20 protein-coding genes are annotated in these 15,497 nt (G+C 69.7%); 10 read left to right on the top strand and 10 right to left on the bottom strand.

Annotated elements, in window-relative coordinates; all coding sequences use genetic code 11:
• The 4 genes from B3Z70_RS12550 to B3Z70_RS12535 are packed head-to-tail and all read right to left on the bottom strand — an operon-like array spanning position 1 to position 2,971.
• Positions 1–732 carry a lysophospholipid acyltransferase family protein gene (locus B3Z70_RS12550; RefSeq protein ID WP_292020831.1) on the bottom strand — a complete coding sequence of 244 codons (732 nt, stop codon included), beginning with the start codon at positions 730–732 and terminating at the stop codon, positions 1–3.
• Positions 733–1,371, bottom strand: coding sequence for a YdcF family protein (locus B3Z70_RS12545; RefSeq protein WP_292020833.1), 639 nt, complete (start codon positions 1,369–1,371; stop codon positions 733–735). It lies immediately after the preceding gene.
• A complete protein-coding gene (locus B3Z70_RS12540) occupies positions 1,368–2,282 on the bottom strand; it encodes a cell division protein FtsX (protein ID WP_292045696.1) in 915 nt (304 codons plus the stop codon). The genes B3Z70_RS12545 and B3Z70_RS12540 overlap by 4 nt, the downstream gene beginning before the upstream one ends.
• Complete coding sequence (locus B3Z70_RS12535; protein WP_292045695.1) at positions 2,279–2,971, bottom strand: cell division ATP-binding protein FtsE; 693 nt, start codon at positions 2,969–2,971, stop codon at positions 2,279–2,281. Before B3Z70_RS12535 ends, B3Z70_RS12540 begins: the two co-directional genes overlap by 4 nt.
• A 98-nt stretch (positions 2,972–3,069) precedes the next feature.
• On the opposite strand from B3Z70_RS12535, the gene B3Z70_RS12530 reads away from it, so the two are divergent.
• The 5 genes from B3Z70_RS12530 to B3Z70_RS12510 all read left to right on the top strand — a co-directional run bounded on the left by B3Z70_RS12530 (position 3,070) and on the right by B3Z70_RS12510 (position 6,367).
• Positions 3,070–4,023, top strand: coding sequence for a DUF3426 domain-containing protein (locus tag B3Z70_RS12530; RefSeq protein WP_292045693.1), 954 nt, complete (start codon positions 3,070–3,072; stop codon positions 4,021–4,023).
• Positions 4,016–4,549, top strand: a complete 534-nt coding sequence (locus B3Z70_RS12525; RefSeq protein WP_248119237.1) for a phosphoribosyltransferase — start codon at positions 4,016–4,018, stop codon at positions 4,547–4,549. Before B3Z70_RS12530 ends, B3Z70_RS12525 begins: the two co-directional genes overlap by 8 nt.
• A 177-nt stretch (positions 4,550–4,726) precedes the next feature.
• Positions 4,727–5,281: a 50S ribosomal protein L21 gene (gene rplU, locus B3Z70_RS12520; RefSeq protein WP_248119236.1), complete on the top strand. Its 555-nt coding sequence runs from the start codon at positions 4,727–4,729 to the stop codon at positions 5,279–5,281.
• A 98-nt stretch (positions 5,282–5,379) separates the two neighbouring features.
• Positions 5,380–5,667, top strand: coding sequence for a 50S ribosomal protein L27 (rpmA, locus tag B3Z70_RS12515; protein WP_292023560.1), 288 nt, complete (start codon positions 5,380–5,382; stop codon positions 5,665–5,667).
• 166 nt (positions 5,668–5,833) lie between these two features.
• Positions 5,834–6,367 carry a GNAT family N-acetyltransferase gene (locus B3Z70_RS12510; protein ID WP_292023562.1) on the top strand — a complete coding sequence of 178 codons (534 nt, stop codon included), beginning with the start codon at positions 5,834–5,836 and terminating at the stop codon, positions 6,365–6,367.
• Between the two features lie 10 nt (positions 6,368–6,377).
• On the opposite strand, the gene B3Z70_RS12505 is transcribed toward B3Z70_RS12510, so the two are convergent.
• The gene (locus B3Z70_RS12505) at positions 6,378–6,572 is read right to left on the bottom strand and encodes a hypothetical protein (RefSeq protein ID WP_248119233.1); all 195 of its coding nucleotides are present in this window, start codon (positions 6,570–6,572) and stop codon (positions 6,378–6,380) included.
• Positions 6,573–6,687: 115 nt separating this feature from the next.
• Positions 6,688–7,203 carry a hypothetical protein gene (locus tag B3Z70_RS12500; RefSeq protein WP_292023564.1) on the bottom strand — a complete coding sequence of 172 codons (516 nt, stop codon included), beginning with the start codon at positions 7,201–7,203 and terminating at the stop codon, positions 6,688–6,690.
• Between the two features lie 132 nt (positions 7,204–7,335).
• Between B3Z70_RS12500 and B3Z70_RS12495 the strand changes: the two genes are divergently transcribed.
• On the top strand, positions 7,336–8,538 hold the full coding sequence (locus tag B3Z70_RS12495) for a threonine ammonia-lyase (protein WP_292023566.1): 1,203 nt from the start codon (positions 7,336–7,338) through the stop codon (positions 8,536–8,538).
• A complete protein-coding gene (locus tag B3Z70_RS12490) occupies positions 8,519–9,034 on the top strand; it encodes an FKBP-type peptidyl-prolyl cis-trans isomerase (RefSeq protein WP_292023568.1) in 516 nt (171 codons plus the stop codon). Before B3Z70_RS12495 ends, B3Z70_RS12490 begins: the two co-directional genes overlap by 20 nt.
• Positions 9,035–9,363: 329 nt before the next feature.
• Here the strand turns inward: B3Z70_RS12490 and queG are convergent, their stop codons facing one another.
• Positions 9,364–10,491 (bottom strand): tRNA epoxyqueuosine(34) reductase QueG, encoded by a 1,128-nt coding sequence (queG, locus tag B3Z70_RS12485; protein ID WP_292023570.1) that lies wholly within the window; start codon positions 10,489–10,491, stop codon positions 9,364–9,366.
• A gap of 171 nt (positions 10,492–10,662) precedes the next feature.
• Complete coding sequence (locus B3Z70_RS12480; RefSeq protein ID WP_292045691.1) at positions 10,663–11,193, bottom strand: DUF2239 family protein; 531 nt, start codon at positions 11,191–11,193, stop codon at positions 10,663–10,665.
• 59 nt (positions 11,194–11,252) lie between these two features.
• Between B3Z70_RS12480 and B3Z70_RS12475 the strand changes: the two genes are divergently transcribed.
• A complete protein-coding gene (locus B3Z70_RS12475; protein ID WP_292020980.1) occupies positions 11,253–11,585 on the top strand; it encodes a GIY-YIG nuclease family protein in 333 nt (110 codons plus the stop codon).
• 200 nt (positions 11,586–11,785) lie between these two features.
• On the opposite strand, the gene B3Z70_RS12470 is transcribed toward B3Z70_RS12475, so the two are convergent.
• Together B3Z70_RS12470 and B3Z70_RS12465 are read right to left on the bottom strand one after the other, a co-directional pair.
• Positions 11,786–12,472, bottom strand: coding sequence for a glutathione S-transferase family protein (locus tag B3Z70_RS12470; protein ID WP_292020982.1), 687 nt, complete (start codon positions 12,470–12,472; stop codon positions 11,786–11,788).
• 44 nt (positions 12,473–12,516) lie between these two features.
• Positions 12,517–13,512, bottom strand: coding sequence for a cation diffusion facilitator family transporter (locus tag B3Z70_RS12465; RefSeq protein WP_292020984.1), 996 nt, complete (start codon positions 13,510–13,512; stop codon positions 12,517–12,519).
• A gap of 138 nt (positions 13,513–13,650) precedes the next feature.
• Here B3Z70_RS12465 and B3Z70_RS12460 point away from each other — a divergent pair, with 138 nt between their 5' ends.
• On the top strand, positions 13,651–14,451 hold the full coding sequence (locus B3Z70_RS12460) for an undecaprenyl-diphosphate phosphatase (protein WP_292020985.1): 801 nt from the start codon (positions 13,651–13,653) through the stop codon (positions 14,449–14,451).
• Positions 14,452–14,489: 38 nt separating this feature from the next.
• Positions 14,490–15,389 (top strand): class I SAM-dependent methyltransferase, encoded by a 900-nt coding sequence (locus B3Z70_RS12455; RefSeq protein ID WP_292020987.1) that lies wholly within the window; start codon positions 14,490–14,492, stop codon positions 15,387–15,389.
• Positions 15,390–15,497 lie beyond the last annotated feature (108 nt).

Raw genomic sequence — 15,497 nt, 5'->3', positions numbered from 1 at the left:
TCACACGATACGTTCGGGACGCCCCTTTGGCTCCAGCAGAGCCAACGAAGCCGTCTCGATGCGACTTTCCAGCAACGCCATCATGGCGCCGCGCTTCAGGCCGGCGGGGATCGGCTCCAGGAACTCGAACACCACCACGCCGGGGTGGCGGCGGAAGCCGTGGGCTGGCCAATGGACGCCCGAGTTGGTGGCCACAGGCCAGCAGGGGCCTTCCAGATCGCGATAGATGGCGGCGACGCCGGGCTTGTAATCGCCGGGCGCGCCGGGATCGTTGCGCGTGCCCTCGGGAAAGATGACGATCTGGCGGCCTTCGCTCAGGCGATCCCTGGCCTGGCGCGTCATGTCCTTCAGCGCCTTGGCGTGACCGGCGCGGTCCACGGCGATCATCTTGGCCTTCCAGGCGAACCAGCCGAAGAAGGGAAGGGGCATCAGCTCCTTCTTCATCACGAAACAGGCGTCGGGCAGCACCGCCAGCAGGGCCACGATATCCAGCATCCCCTGGTGCTTGGAGGCGACCAGGGCGGCGCCCGACGGACAGTTCTCCAGCCCCCGGAACTCCACCCTAACCCCCGCGATCCAGCGCAGGCCGAACAGCACCGCCTTGGCCCACATCTGGATGACGCCCATGGCGAACCGATGCGGCATCAAAAGCGCCGGCGACAGGCCGACGGCGAAGACCGGCATCGATAGGTACAGCCAGGCGGTGAACAGGAGGGAGCGTAGCGTATTCACTTAGGCGGGGGCCTTCTCTTCGGCGGCGGGAACGGGCGTCGCGGCGGCGGGCGGCTCGCGGGTGAGGCGACGCACGCCCTCGCGCCCCAGGACGGCCAGGTATTTCATGTATTCCAGCGTCATGCGCCGCGCCGTCACCGCCGCCCGCCACCAGCGCGCATTGTCCAGCGACGGGGTCGAGACGGCGTAGGGGGTCAGCTTGACCCCCGGCGCCTGGCCCCGGATCTCCACCAGCGAGCGCGGCATATGATAGTCGGACGTCACCACGATCAAGCTGCGATAGCCCTTGGACCGCGCCCAGGCGGCGATCTCCTGGGCGTTGCCGACCGTATCCTCGGCCTCGAAGCCCAGGTCGACGCAGCAGTTGAACAGGCGGCTGGAGCCGGGGGTCAGTTCGCGCAGTTCGCGGCGGCGCACCTCGCGGTTGACGCCCGAGATCAGCACCCGCTCGCCCTTGCCCTGTTCCAGCAGGCGGATGGCGGCGTTGACGCGCTCGGACGACGGGCCGGTCAGGGCCACGATGGCGTCGGCGCGGGCGGGATCCTCGGCGGGCGTCAGTTCGCGCACCCGGTGAGCGAAGGCGAACAGGCCGACCAGCCAGATCAGGCCGGCGATGAAGACGACGCTCAACAGTCTCATGCGTCCCCCCCGCTCGCGCCCGCACCCGAAGCCAACACCCGCATGGCGGCGAATCTCGCGGCCAGAACCGCAACCGTAGCCGCCAGCAGCGGGCATGGCGAGAGCAACAACAGGTCGCCCCACGCCACCGGCAGGGCCGCCGTCAGCCCGCCCGATCCGCCCAGCAGACGCAGCAAGGCGACCAGGATCGCGGCCAGCCCCGCCCCGATGGCGCCGGCGCCGGCCGCCAGCAGGCCGAATCGGCGCTGGAACAGGCCGGCGATCCGTCCGTCCGTCGCCCCGTTCAGGCTCAGGGTCTGGATCACGTCCCGCCCGGCGGCCAGGCCTGCGCGGGTGGCGTAGGCGATGGCGGCGGCGGCGGCCAGGGCCGTGGCCAGGAAGGCCGCGCCGGCCAGGGCGGTGATCAGATTGGCCGAACGCTCCACCTCGCCGCGCCACAGGCTGTGGTCGTCGACCGTGGCGTCCAGACCCGCCTCGGCCAGGGCGCGGCTCAGGGTCACGGCGCTGGCGGGCGCCTGGGGGTCCAGCCGCACGGTGACCAGATGGGGCAGGGGCAGGTCGGGCAGGACCGCATCGCCCAGCCAGGGGCGCAGCAGATCCTCGGCCGCCTTGCGGTCCAGGGCGGCGGCCTCCTCGACCCCGGCGACGCCCGACAGAGTCTCGGCCGCGCGGGCGGCGGCGGTGTCGCCGGTCTCGCCGACGCGGGGGCGCACCTGGACGGTGGCCTCGGCGCCCAGCTGCCGCGCCCAGCCGTGTGCGGCGCGATCGGCGGCGGAGGCGGCCACGGCGGCCAGACAGGCCAGGAAGCACAGCACGGCGATCACCGTCATCAGCCACGGCTCGCCCGCGGCGGCGGGGGGCAACAGGCCGGGCCGGCGGCTGGTCAGGCTGAAATCCGAAAGGCGGATCATGCGGCGCCCCGCCCCGGCTCATGCAGCCGCCCGCCCTCCAGCCGCAGGACGCGCGCGCCGGAACGTTCGGCCAGCCCCTGATCGTGGCTGGCGATCAGCACGGTGGCGCCCAGTGTGTTCAGCGACTGGAACAGGCGAAGCAGCTTGTCGGCCATCACCGCATCCACGCTGCCGGTCGGCTCGTCGGCCACGATCAGGCCGGGCCGGGCGATCACCGCGCGCGCGATGGCCAGCCGCTGCTTCTCGCCGCCGGACAGGGCCGGGGGGCGGGCGTCCATGCGCCGGCCCAGGCCCACCCATTTCAGCATCTCCTCCACATCGGCGGCGTAATCGGCCTCGGCGCCCCCCGCCAGCCGCAAGGGCAGGGCGGCGTTGTCGAAGGCCGACAGATGGTCCAGCAGGCGAAAGTCCTGGAACACCACGCCCATGCGCCGACGAAAGGCGGGGATGTCGCGCCGATCGATATGGGTGACATCGGCCCCGAACAGGCGAAGACTGCCCCGCAGCGGACGGTCCGCCAGGGTCAGCAGGCGCAGAAGCGAGGACTTGCCCGCCCCGGACGGGCCGGTAAGAAAGTGGAAAGAGCCGCGCGGCAGAATGAGGTTAACGTCCCGCAGCACGTCGGGCGCGCCCGCATAGCCGAAGCCGACGCCCGACAGGCGCACGGTCTCGGTCATGGTCTCGGTCATGAGGGCGGGTTCGGCGGACGGCATGGGATGACGGGTTCAGGAACAGGGGCGCGACGTCGCGCCTTACGGGAGGGGGCGACAGCCTCGCAGTCAGCCACATGATACTGACCTGCCCGGCCTGCGCCACCAGCTATTTCATTCGCGACGACGCCGTGGGGCCGGAAGGTCGCAAGGTGCGCTGCCAGTCGTGCGGCGAGGTGTGGCGCGCGACCCCCGACGAACCGCTGGAACTGACCCTGACGCCCGAAGCCGCCCCCTCTGCGCCCGTGGCCCCTGCGTCGTCTCCCGAGCCGGAGCCCGAGGCGGGCAGCCTGGCCGAGACACCGGCGCCGGAGCTGCCCCGCGCCTTTCGCGCCCGCGCCGAGCGCCAGAAGAAGCTGCGGCGCGCGGCCGCCCAGGGCGTGGTCTGGGCCGGGCTTGCGGCGGTCTTCATCGGCCTGATCGCGGCGGCCTTCGTGTTTCGGGTCCAGATCGTCCAGGCCTTCCCCCGCGCGGCCTCGGCCTATGCGATGATCGGCGCCCCGGTGAACGTGGTGGGGCTGGACTTCGAGGCACTGACCGCCAAGTCGGCCCCGAACCGGCCGGGCATGGTCCTGGTGTCCGGCGCGGTGCGCAACGTGCGCGACGCCGAGATCGTGGCGCCCCCGATTCGCGTCGCCCTGCTGGACGCCCAGGGCGCCGAGGTCGGCTCCAAGATCGTCAAGATGGACGGGCCGCCGGTCCTGCCGGGCAAGGTCCAGGGGTTCGCCGCCCTGATCCCCGATCCGGGCGGACACGGCGCAGGCATCGGCGTGGACTTCGCCCCGGCGCCGCCCGCGCCCGCCAAGCCGTCCGTCGATCACGGCCCGGCCCCCGCGATCCGGCCGGCCCCGCCTTCCGGCGCCCCGGCGGGCGAGGCCGCCGCCTCGCACGGTCTGCGCTCGGCGACCGCGCCCGGCGCCGATACGCCGCACGCTGCCCCGGTCGAGGCGCGCCCGGCCGGCGCGGCCGCGGACACGCCGGCGGTGGACAAGTCCCATGGCCAGGCGGTATCGGCCTCGCATCATGGCTGATCCCTCCCCGACGCCGACCGTCCTTCTGCCCGAGGCCGATGTCGCCCGCATCGTCGCCGAACTGGCCCAGCGCATCGCGCCCGTGATCGACGACGAGACGGTCGCGGCCGTTCTGCTGACCGGCGGCCTGTGGTTCGCCGCCGACCTGACACGCGCCCTGGCCCGCGTCGGCAGGAACGTCCGCTTCGACGCCCTGTGGCTGGCCTCCTATGGCGACGAACAGTCCAGCCGGGGCAAGATCGACGTCTACGCCCCGTTCCAGCGCCCCATCGCGGGCCGGCGCGTCCTTATACTGGACGACGTGTTCGACACCGGCCTGTCGCTGGCCGAGGCGGTCCGCATCGCCAGGGAGGGCGGGGCGTCCGAGGTGCTGACCTGCGTCTTCGCAAGGAAGCCCTGGCCCAAGCCGCGCGCGCCCGAACCCGACTTCGTCGGCTGGGAGGCCCCCAACCGCTTCCTGGTCGGCTATGGCCTGGACCACGCCGGCGCCCTGCGCGGCCTGCCCGACGTTTGCGCGCTGGACTGAGGGCGGCGGGACTGGGGACATCGGGCCGCGACGACGAGGGATAATCCGGGCGGGGCTGAATTTCCGCCGGGTTCGGCGTTGACTCTCGAACGCCCTTCCGTATATGTCGCCGCTCTTCGCCGCCGGGGGTATCTCCGGGGGGCGTATCTTTTTTTGCGTTTGCGCTGAGGCTTCAACATGTACGCGGTGATCAAGACCGGCGGCAAGCAGTACCGGGTCCAACCGGGCGACACCATCGTCGTCGAAAAGCTCGACGGCGACGCCGGCGCTGAGCTGAAGTTCGACAGCGTCCTGATGCTGGGCGGCGACAAGGGCGTGACCCTGGGCGCCCCGCTGATCGACGGCGCCTTCGTCGGCGCGACCCTGGTCGAGACCCGCAAGGGCGAGAAGATCAAGATCTTCAAGAAGACCCGCCGTCAGGGCTATCGCCGCACCAACGGCCACCGCCAGATGGAATCGGTCCTGCGCATCACCGGCATCGAAGGCGCCGGCGAGACCGCCAAGTGGGACGGCACGGTCGATCTGACCACCAAGGCCGAGATCAACCTGCGGGCCCGCAACCTGGCCACGCGCGGTGCGACGTCGTCGCTGGGTTCGACCGAGACGGTCGTGACCGACGTGGACGGCGCCGAGGTCAAGGGCGTCGTGGTCGAGAGCTCGGCTCCCGCCAAGAAGGCCCCGGCCAAGAAGAAGGCCGCGCCCAAGGCTGAAGCCGCCGGCGACGAAGCCTAAGACATTCACCGGCGCTTCACGGCGCCAGACCTAAGTTGCGGACGCGCTCAAGTAGGCCGAACGGCCGGTAGCGCACCAAGAAAGTACGGAGCGGCAAGATGGCTCACAAGAAATCCGGTGGTTCGTCGCGCAACGGTCGCGACTCCCAGTCGAAGCGTCTCGGCGTGAAGAAGTTCGGCGGCGAGCGCGTGCTGGCCGGCAACATCATCGTGCGTCAGCGCGGCACCACCTTCCACCCGGGTGAGAACATCGGCATGGGCCGCGACCACACCCTCTTCGCCCTGACCCAGGGCGCGGTGAAGTTCACGACCAAACGTGGCGGCCGTTGTTACGTGTCGATTCTCGCGGCCAATGACGACGCCCAAGTGGCGATGGCCGCCGAGTAACGCGAGCTGGGATTTCACCGGATCGCGTTGCTTACGACAGCAGCCGATCCGGACCAGGGAAATATTCCGCGGGGAGTCTGGATCACCAGGCTCCCCGTTTGCGTTCCCCGCCTCGAAGACCGTCCGAGCCCTTCAAGGAGATGGTCGAGAGAATGAGGCGATCGCCATGTGCGTCATTGAAACCTCCCCCGTCGTCGAGACGCGGCGTCTGGTGCTGCGTGCGCCCGCGCCCCAGGATGCGCCGCGCATCGCCGTCCTGGCCAACGATCTGGACATCGCGCGCATGACCAAGCGGATGCCGCACCCGTTCCGGGTTCGCGACGCCGACGACTTCGTGCTGCAGGTCGCATCCCAGGATCCGGCGCGGGCCAACACCTTCGTCATCGATCACGAGGACGCCGGACCCATCGGCGTGATCGGCCTGTTCGAGGGCGAGGATCGGGTGCCTGAGACCGGCTACTGGATCGGGCGGGAGTATTGGGGCCGGGGCTTCGCCACCGAGGCGCTGGACGCCGCCCTGGTCTGGGCCAGCCGCAAGTGGAAGCGCCGGGCGCTGGTCGCCGGCCATTTCGCCGACAACCCCGCCTCGGGCCGGGTGCTGGAAAAGGCCGGCTTCCTTTATACCGGCGAGACGCGCCGCGCCTGGAGCCGGGCGCGGGCGGCCGAGGCGGATACGCGGATGATGGTCTGGCTGGCCTGACGCCTTAGTCTCAGCTCGCCAGGGCGGGGCCGTAGATGGCGGCCGCGGCGATCAGCCCGGCCGTCAGCATGGCGGCGGCCCCGGCGATGAAGGTGGCCACCGTCTTGGCGCGGCGGCGGCGCATCCCGCCGGACTTGTATTTGCGGATGATGACCGACGGTCCGCGCGTAAAGGCCTCGGAGCCGATGATGTTGTGTTGGGACAAAGAAGACGCTCCCCCGACTGGCACACAGAAGCCCTAACCCCTCCGGGGCGCTCGCGGCCAGAAGATGGCGACCCGCGTTACCGGGGTCGCATCTTCGTGACACGGGGCGACGGGATCACAGCGTCAGGGACACCACCCGTCCGCCGCGCGTCTGGACATGGCGCATCAGGACGATGGGGTCGCCGTCGGCCTTGACCGGCGCGATCACGAACCAGCCGCCGTCCGGCAGGCCGTCGAACTGGAACCGGCCGGCCCGGCACTGGGTGTCGCGGACATAGGTGACGTAGTTGGCGTTGGCGTCGGCCACGGTGCGGGCGCGGACCACGGCGGCCGGCACGGCGGCGCGCTCGGTCGAGCCATACAGGGTGCGGAAGCGGGCGCGGGTGTAGGGGGTGTCGGGCGTCAGGCCCACATTGCCGACGCAGGCGAAGGCCTTGCCGTCCTGGGCGAAGGCGATCTGGCCCTGGATGGCGTTGCGGCCCGGGGCCTGGGACCAGGCGAAGTCCGATTCGGCGAAGGCGGCGGGACCGGCGCCGGGCAGGCCGCCGCCGACGGTGGGGGCGCAGGCGGCGAGCGCGGTCAGGGCCAGACCTGCAACGGCGGTCGCGGCGACGGTGAGACGGCGGGACATGGGCTTTTCCTCCGAAAGCGACGGGTCGCGGGGGAACGACCCGCGCCACTATCGCACGACCCAAGGGGCGACATCCACGGTCAAGATGCCCCGGCTCTGGACCGGCGCGCGACAACGCGCGAAACAGGCCGCATGACCGTCACCTTCGCCGACATCCAAGCCGCCCGCGCCCGCATCGCGGGTCAGGTCGACCACACCCCGACCCGCTATTCCCGCCGCCTGTCGCAGCTGACCGGGGCCGAGGTCTGGGTCAAGTTCGACAATCTGCACTTCACCGGCAGTTTCAAGGAGCGCGGGGCGCTGAACCGCCTGCTGCTGCTGACCCCGGACGAGCGCAGGCGCGGCGTGGTTGCGGCCAGCGCCGGCAACCACGCCCAGGCCCTGGCCTATCACGGCGGACGGCTGGGGGTTCCGGTGACCATCGTCATGCCCGAGGGCACCCCCTTCGCCAAGATCAACGGCACCCGCTCGCACGGGGCGACGGTGGTGATCCACGGCCTGGACTTCACCGGCTCGACCGAGGAAGCCAAGCGGCTGGAGACCGAAAAGGGCTATGTCTTCGTCTCGGCCTTCGACGACGAAGGCATCGTGGCGGGTCAGGGCGTCTGCGGCATCGAGTTCCTGGAGGATGCGCCAGAGGTCGACGCCCTGATCGTGCCGATCGGCGGCGGCGGCCTGATCGCGGGCACGGCCATCGCGGCCAAGGCGATGAAGCCGGGGATCAAGGTGTTCGGGGTCGAGGCGGCCCGCTATCCGTCCTTCACCGCCAAACGGGCCGGTCTGCCGCCGGTCTGCACCGGCCAGACCATCGCCGAGGGCATCGCCATCAAGGCCGTGGGCGACATCCCCTTCGGCCTGGCCAACGCCCTGATCGACGAGGTCTTCGTCTGCGAGGAGGCGGATTTCGAACGTGGCGTCTCCTATATGGCGACGATGGAGAAGACGGTGTGCGAGGGGGCGGGCGCGGGCGGTCTGGCCGCCATGCTGGCCAACCCCGAGGCCTTCAAGGGCATGAAGGTTGGGATCGAGCTGACAGGGGGAAACATCGACGCGCGGATGCTGGCCGTGGTGCTGAACCGCGAGATGGTCCGTGAACGGAGATTGCTGGTTTACCGGATCCTGGGCGACGACCGGCCGGGGATGCTGTCGGCCATGGCGGCGGTGATCGGGGGCCTGGGCGGCAACATCATCGACGTGGTCCACAACCGTCTGGCGCTGGACGTGCCGGCCAAGGGGGCCGAGTTCGACATCATGGTCGAAACGCGCGATAGCGCCCACGCCGACGAGATCGGCGAAGCCTTGAAGGAACGCGGCTATGAACTTCGGATGGGGTAGGGCGGCGCTGCTTGCTGCGGTGATGCTGGCGGGCTGCGGCCAGGCCGAGCCGGTCGATCCGAACGCGGGCAAGGCCGAGGCGGCCGCCTTCATGGACAAGAACGCCAAGGAAGAGGGCGTCCAGACCCTGCCCAGCGGCCTGCAGTACAAGGTGGTCCAGTCCGGTCCGGCCGGCGGCGTCAGCCCGGACCGCAACGACCTGGTCAAGGTCGATTACGAAGGCAAGCTGGTCGACAACACCGTGTTCGACAGCTCGTTCGCGCGCGGGGCGCCGGCGGTGTTCACGCCCGAGGAAGTGGTCAAGGGCTGGACCGAGGCGCTGCAGAAGATGCGCGTGGGCGACGAATGGCTGCTCTATGTGCCGCCCGAGCTGGGCTATGGCGAACAGGGCAACCCCAAGATTCCGGCCAACTCCGTGCTGATCTTCCGACTGAAGCTGCTGGACGTGGCCAAGGTGCCGGGCGGCGGATCGGGTGCAGGCACGGCGATGGGGTGACGGCTGCCGTCTCCTCCCTGCGAAGCGGGGAGGTGGCTCGGAGCGAAGCGGAGAGACGGAGGTGTTCTGTGCCGCATCGCAAGCGCCTGTGGGACGTCAAGAGCCCCTCCACCGCTACGCGGTCCCCCTCCCCATAAGTGGGGAGGAGACGGAAAAGTGCACTGCAGTTTTTTTGAGTGCACTTTCGTGCAGATTTTTGCGAGTGGCTTGCAGCTCTGCGGCGAATGTCAAAGACCAGGCGGGCAGTTTAGCTCAGCGTGCGAGGGCGGTGGGGTAGCGGTCGCTGGTTGTCTCTAGGTCTCTGAAATCGTTGTGGTCTATCGCGGCGATTATGCGGGTTGGGCGGTTTGGGACCGTCGCCATTCGGCCAGGACCTGGGGATCGGCCTCCGTCGTCGCCTCCGCCAGGGCCGCGAACACGTCGACTGACGCCAGTCGCGACAAAGCCCATACCGCTGCGCCACGCACCAGGGGCGAAGGGTCGGCCAGCAGCGCCTTTGTCGGTTCGATCAGGGTCGCGTCGCCCGCGTTGCCGACGGCGTAGAGAACGTTCCGCAGGAAGCGGTCGCGGCCGATCCGCTTGACCGGGCTCTTGGTGAACAGGGCGCGGAAGGCGGCGTCGTCCAGCGCCAGAAGGTCGTGCAGGCGGGGGCTTTCGAACGCCTCGCGCGGCAAGAGCCGGATCTCGCGGGCCTCTTGCGCGAACTTGTTCCACGGGCAGACCGCCAGACAGTCGTCGCAGCCATAGATGCGCGATCCGGTCAGGGTGCGGAACTCGACCGGCCAGGGACCGGCGAACTCGATGGTCAGGTAGGACAGGCAGCGCCGGGCGTCGAGCTGGAACGGGGCGAGAAAGGCGTTCGTCGGACAGGCGTCCAAACAGGCGGTGCAGCGGCCGCAGTGCTCGGTCTCGGCCGCGTCCGGCTCGATCTCGGCGGCGGTCAGTATGGTGCCCAAAAACAGCCAGTTGCCGTGGGTGCGGCTGAGCAGATTGGTGTGTTTGCCCTGCCAGCCCAGGCCGGCGCGCTGGGCCAGGGGTTTCTCCATCAGGGGGGCGGTGTCGACGAAGACCTTGATGTCGGCGCCGTTGCGAGCCGCGATCTGACCCGCCAGCTGTTTCAGCCGACCCTTGATGACCTCGTGATAGTCGTCGCCGCGCGCATAGACCGAGATGTATCCGGCCGAGCGGTCGGCCAGCTGGTCGAGCGGGTTCTCCTCGGGGCCGTAGTTCATGCCCAGGACGATGGCGGTCTTCGCCTCGTTCCACATGGCGGTGGGGTGCTGGCGGCGGTCCAGCGTCGTCTCCATCCATTCCATGTCGCCATGCCGGCCTTCGTCCACGAAACGCCGCAGCCGCTCGCCCGCCGGCCAGGCGTCGGCCGCCGAGGCGAACCGGCAGACATCGAAGCCCAGCTCGGCCGCGCGCTGGCGGATAAAGGTTTTCAGGCGGTCGGACACGGGGCGGGGGATAGCACGAAGTCTCCTCCCTGCGCAGCGGGGAGGTGGCGCGGCGCGTCTTCGCGCCGTGACGGAGGGGCTGCCCCCGCATCGCAGGCGCCCGTGGGACTTAAAGAGCCCCTCCACCGCTTCGCGGTCCCCCTCCCCACACGTGGGGAGGAGACGGCGTCGTCATTCGCCGGATGCGGCCTCGCCGTCGAACAGTTCCAGAATTTGCGCCCGGATGTCTGTTGGCCAGGGGGCGATCAAGGCGGCGAGACGCTCGCGGTCGGCGGCGAACAGGGCGCGGCTGGCCTCCTCGAAATCGGGGGCGTCGCCGGCCATCTCGACCATGAAGCCATAGGCGGCGTCGGTGCGGCGGCGGCGCGCATCGTCGTCGGCGCCGGTCTTTCGGGCCTGCTCCACCAGCCGGCGCAGGGCGGCCGAGGCGCCGCCGGGCTGGGCCGCCAGCCAGTCCCAGTGGCGAGGCAGCAAAGTCACCTCGCGCGCGGCGACGCCCAGGCGCGGCCGGCCTCGCTTTGGCGGTGTCGGTTGCAAGTCGAGATCGACTGCGCGTCCGGTCTGAAGGTCGAAGACGCGCAACGCGGCCTGGGGCGAGGTCGACAGAGCGGTCTGGAAGGCGGCCGACACCACGGCTTCTGTCCCCGTAGCGATCCGGTATGACCCGTCAAACAGCACCAATCGGCGGATGTCTTCGTCCATACATTTACCCGGATAAAAATAGGAGATAGGATAATACCCGGATAATAAGGAATGCCGTTATGACCACAAGCCGAAAGACCCTGCTTGCCGCATACAAGGAGCGGCCGACCATCGCCGGCGTCTATGCCGTGATCTGCAGCGCGACGGGCCAGGTGTGGGTCGGCAAGAGCCGCCACATCGACACCGAACAGAACGGCCTGTGGTTCGCCTTGCGCCACGGCGGCAGTCCGTACCGGTCGCTTCAGGCGGCGTGGAAGGCGCACATGCCCGAGGATTTTCGCTTCGAACAGCTTGATCGTCTGCCGGACGACATCTCCGACCTGCGACGCAAGGATGAGCTGGTCAGCCGGGCGAAGCTGTGGATCGCACGCCTGGGCGCCGAAGCGCTTTAGGCTCGCCTTCAACTTTCGTCATTCCGGGCGAAGGGCCGCTTGGCCCGAAGACCCGGAACCCAGCGGCGCGCGAGAGCGCGAACCTGTCGCGCATTCGATTTTCAAACGCCGTGCGGCGGATGGATTTCGCCTTCGGTGCCGCTGGGTTCCGGGTCTCCGCTGCGCTGCGCCGGGAATGACGAAAGGGGTTGTGCAGACCTTTAAAAATCCAGGTCTGCATACCAGGCCGACGGCGGCACGCCGACGAAGCGGTCGGCGAGGAGGGGGCGGAAGCAGGGGCGGGATTTGAGCTTGGAGTACCAGGTCTTCAGCCCGGGCCAGGCTTTCCACTGAATCTCGCCGAAATAGTCCAGCACCGACAAGTGGGCGGCGGCGATCAGGTCGGCCTGGGACAGGCGGCGGCCGGCCAGCCAGTCGCGGGCGGCGACCAGGTCCTCCAGCATGGCCAGGTGCGACTTCAGGGCGTCGCGGCCGTCGCGCAGGGCGCGCGCCTCGGGCGGACCCAGCTTGAGCAGGGGCTTCTCCATCCGCTCGTGCAGCAGGACGGCGTCGACCTCGTCCATGAAGCGACGCTCGAACCAGCCGGTCAGGCGGCGCGCCTCGGCGCGTTCGCCGGCGTCGGCGGGCAGCAGCAGCGGCCCCTTCTGCTGATCCTCGATCCAGCCCAGGACGGCGGGCAGTTCGCACAGCGTCAGCGGGCGGCCCCGGTCGGTCGTCTGCACCACCGGCGGCAGGCCCGACGGGTTGAAGTCGTTGACCGGGCAGTCCTCCTCCCACGGACGGACCGGCGTATCCGTCCATTCGATCCGCGCCTCGCCCAGAGCCAGTCGCGCGGCGCGCGAGGCGGGCTGGAAGGCGAAGTGGAAGAGAACGCAAGGGTCGGCCATCCACGGGTTATGCGCCCCGACCCGTTAAATCGGCGTTTACCGCCTTACGACCACGGGCCCTTGGCGACCGGGGCGGCGGGGGCCGCATTCGGGGTCTCCGCCGGCGTCTCCGTGGTCGGATCAGGGGATGCCGGAACAGGCGCCAGAGGCCGGCCGCGCGGATCGGCGTGGATCAGGATGTCGGCGCCGGGAAACCGCGCCAGCACCCGGCGTTCGGCCTCGACCACGATGGCGTGGGCGGCGTCCAGCGTCAGGGCGCCGTCCAGATCGACGTGCATCTGGATCATCATCACCGGCCCGACCATGCGGGTGCGCAGCTGATGCACGCCGGTGACGCGCGGGTCGGCCAGAACGGCCTGGGTGACGGCGGCGCGGTCGGCCTGGGGCGCGGCGCGGTCCAGCAGGTGGTCGGCGGCGGCCCGCAACATGCCGGTCGCGCCCCAGAACAGCCAGACGGCGACGACCACGCCAGCCGCCGCATCCAGCCCCGGCGCGCCCAGGAAGGCGCCGGACGCCACCCCGATCAGCACCACGGCGTTGGCCGCCAGATCGGCGGCGTAATGGGCGCGGTCGCCGGCGACGGCCAGGGAGCCGGTCTTCTTCAGCGCCTGGGTCTGCATCCACACCAGCCAGCCGGTGATCGCCATGGCCGCGACCATGACCCCCACGGCCCAGGCGCCGGCGGTGACCGGGCGGGGATCGAAGATGCGCTGCAGCCCCTCCCACCCGATGAAGACGGCCGAGGCGAACACCAGCCCGGCCTGGACCAGGGCGGCCAGCGCCTCGCCCTTGCCGTGGCCGTAGCGGTGATCCTCGTCCGGCGGGGCGGCGGCCCAGCGCACGGCGAAGAAGGTGGTCAGGGACGCCGCCAGGTCCAGCGCCGAATCCGCCAGGCTGGCCAGGATGGAGACCGAGCCGGACGCGCCCAGGGCGAACGCCTTCAGCGCGATCAGCACCACCGCCACCCCGACCGACAGCCGGGTGATGCGCCGCGTGGCGAGATGGGCGTCTTCGAGGGGGGCGGGGGCGGGCGTCGTCATTGTCGGCTTCTTCTCGCGCAATCGTGGCGGAAAGCCAACCGCCAGACCAAACGGGTCGTTCCGTCCGAAACCATCATGCTCTAGGGGAAGACATCCGGGCGCGCGGCGATCCCGGCGCTTTCGTTTTCGGGGTTTTCCATGTCGGACTGGTTGGCGGCCATCATCCTGGGTCTGGTCGAGGGGCTGACCGAGTTCATCCCCGTGTCCTCGACCGGCCATATGCTGCTGCTGGGCCATTTCATGGGTTTTCAGAGCGCGGGCAAGACGTTCGAGATCGTGATCCAGCTGGGCGCCCTCTTGGCCATCGTCAGCGTCTATTTCCAACGTCTGTGGGCGCTGGCGACGCGCTGGCCGTTCGATCCCGAGGCGCGGCGGTTCCTGATCGGCCTGTTGGTCGCCTTCGCGCCCGCCGTGGTGATCGGTTTCCTGGCCTATGACTTCATCAAGACGGTGCTGTTCGAAACGCCCCAGGTGATCTGCATCGCCCTGATCGTGGGCGGGGTGATCCTGCTGGCGCTGGACCGGATGGACAAGAAGCCGAAATGGCTGGACGCCGAGGCCTATCCGATGCGGGTCTATTTCCTGATCGGCCTGTTCCAGTGTCTGGCCATGATCCCCGGCGTGTCGCGCTCGGGCGCCACCATCGCCGGGGGTCTTTTGCTAAAGACGGACAAGCGTTCGGCGGCCGAGTTCAGCTTCTTCCTGGCCCTGCCGACCATGGGTGCGGCGGTCTTCTACGACCTGTTGAAGAACCACAAGACGCTGGATTTCAGCGACGTGGGCCTGATCGCCGTGGGCTTCGTGGTGGCCTTCGTCTCGGCCCTGGCGGTGGTGCGGTTCCTGCTGGACTTCGTGTCGCGTCGCGGCTTCGGCGTCTTCGCCTGGTGGCGGATCGTGGTCGGGGTCGTGGGTCTGGCGCTGCTGCAGATGGGGTTCTGAGGCTGGCCCCGGCGACGTCGGGACGTTAAGGGCGGGGCATGACCACGCTTCTCTATGGCCGGCCGCCGGTCGTCTTCGATCCTCCCGGCGACGCGATCCAGACCTCGCCCCTGATCCCGGATTCCGCCGCGCTGGAGGCGCAGGCGCCCGGCTCGGCCGATACGGCGATGATCTACGCCCCGCCCGGCGTGCTGGAGCGGCGCTATGTCCTGGCCCTGGCGCTGAGGGCGCTGAAGGTGGGCGGGCGGCTGGACGTCATGGCGCCCAAGGACAAGGGCGGCTCGCGTCTGGGCAAGGAACTGAAGGCGTTCGGCCTGGAGGTCGCCGAGACGGCCAAGGCGCACCACCGCCGCTGCATCGTCATCCGCCCCGAAACGGTGGAAGGAATTGACGAGGCGATCCAGGCCGGCGGGCCGCAGATCGTGCCGGGCCTGGAGGCCTGGTCCCAGCCCGGAATCTTCGCCTGGGACCGGATCGATCCGGGTTCGGCGCTTCTGGCCGAACATCTGCCGCCGATGAAAGGCGAGGGGGTCGATCTGGGCTGCGGCTATGGGGCGCTGGCGACCGTGGTGCTGCGCTCGCCCGCCGTGACCAAGCTGAAGCTGGTCGATCTGGACCGCCGGGCCATCCGCGCCGCGCGCGAGAACATCACGGATGAACGGGCCAAGGTCTGGTGGTCGGACGCGCGGACGCTGGAGGCCAAGGGCGACAAGGACTTCGTGGTCTCCAACCCGCCCTTCCACGACGGCGGCGCCGAGGACCGGCGTCTGGGCCAAGCTTTCGTGCGCAAGGCCGCCGAGCTGTTGAAAAAGGGCGGCGTCGCCTGGATCGTGGCCAACCGGCATCTGCCCTATGAGGCCGAGCTGAACGCGGCATTCAAGCGGGTGCGGCTAGTCGCGGAAGCGGGCGGCTACAAGCTGTTCGAGGCGGTGAAGTGAGCCGCTTTCCCTTAAGCCGTCATCCTCGCCCTTGTGGCGAGGATCCATACCCCAGGTGTGTCCGCGGAGTGCGCGAGCGGCGGGCGCCGGGCGTATGGATCCCAGGGA

The sequence above is a fragment of the Brevundimonas sp. UBA6550 genome (genome assembly GCF_002434505.1).
Lineage (GTDB): Bacteria > Pseudomonadota > Alphaproteobacteria > Caulobacterales > Caulobacteraceae > Brevundimonas.
Note: the sequence above shows the minus strand (reverse complement) of the source record. Positions and strands in the feature narration are given on the sequence as shown.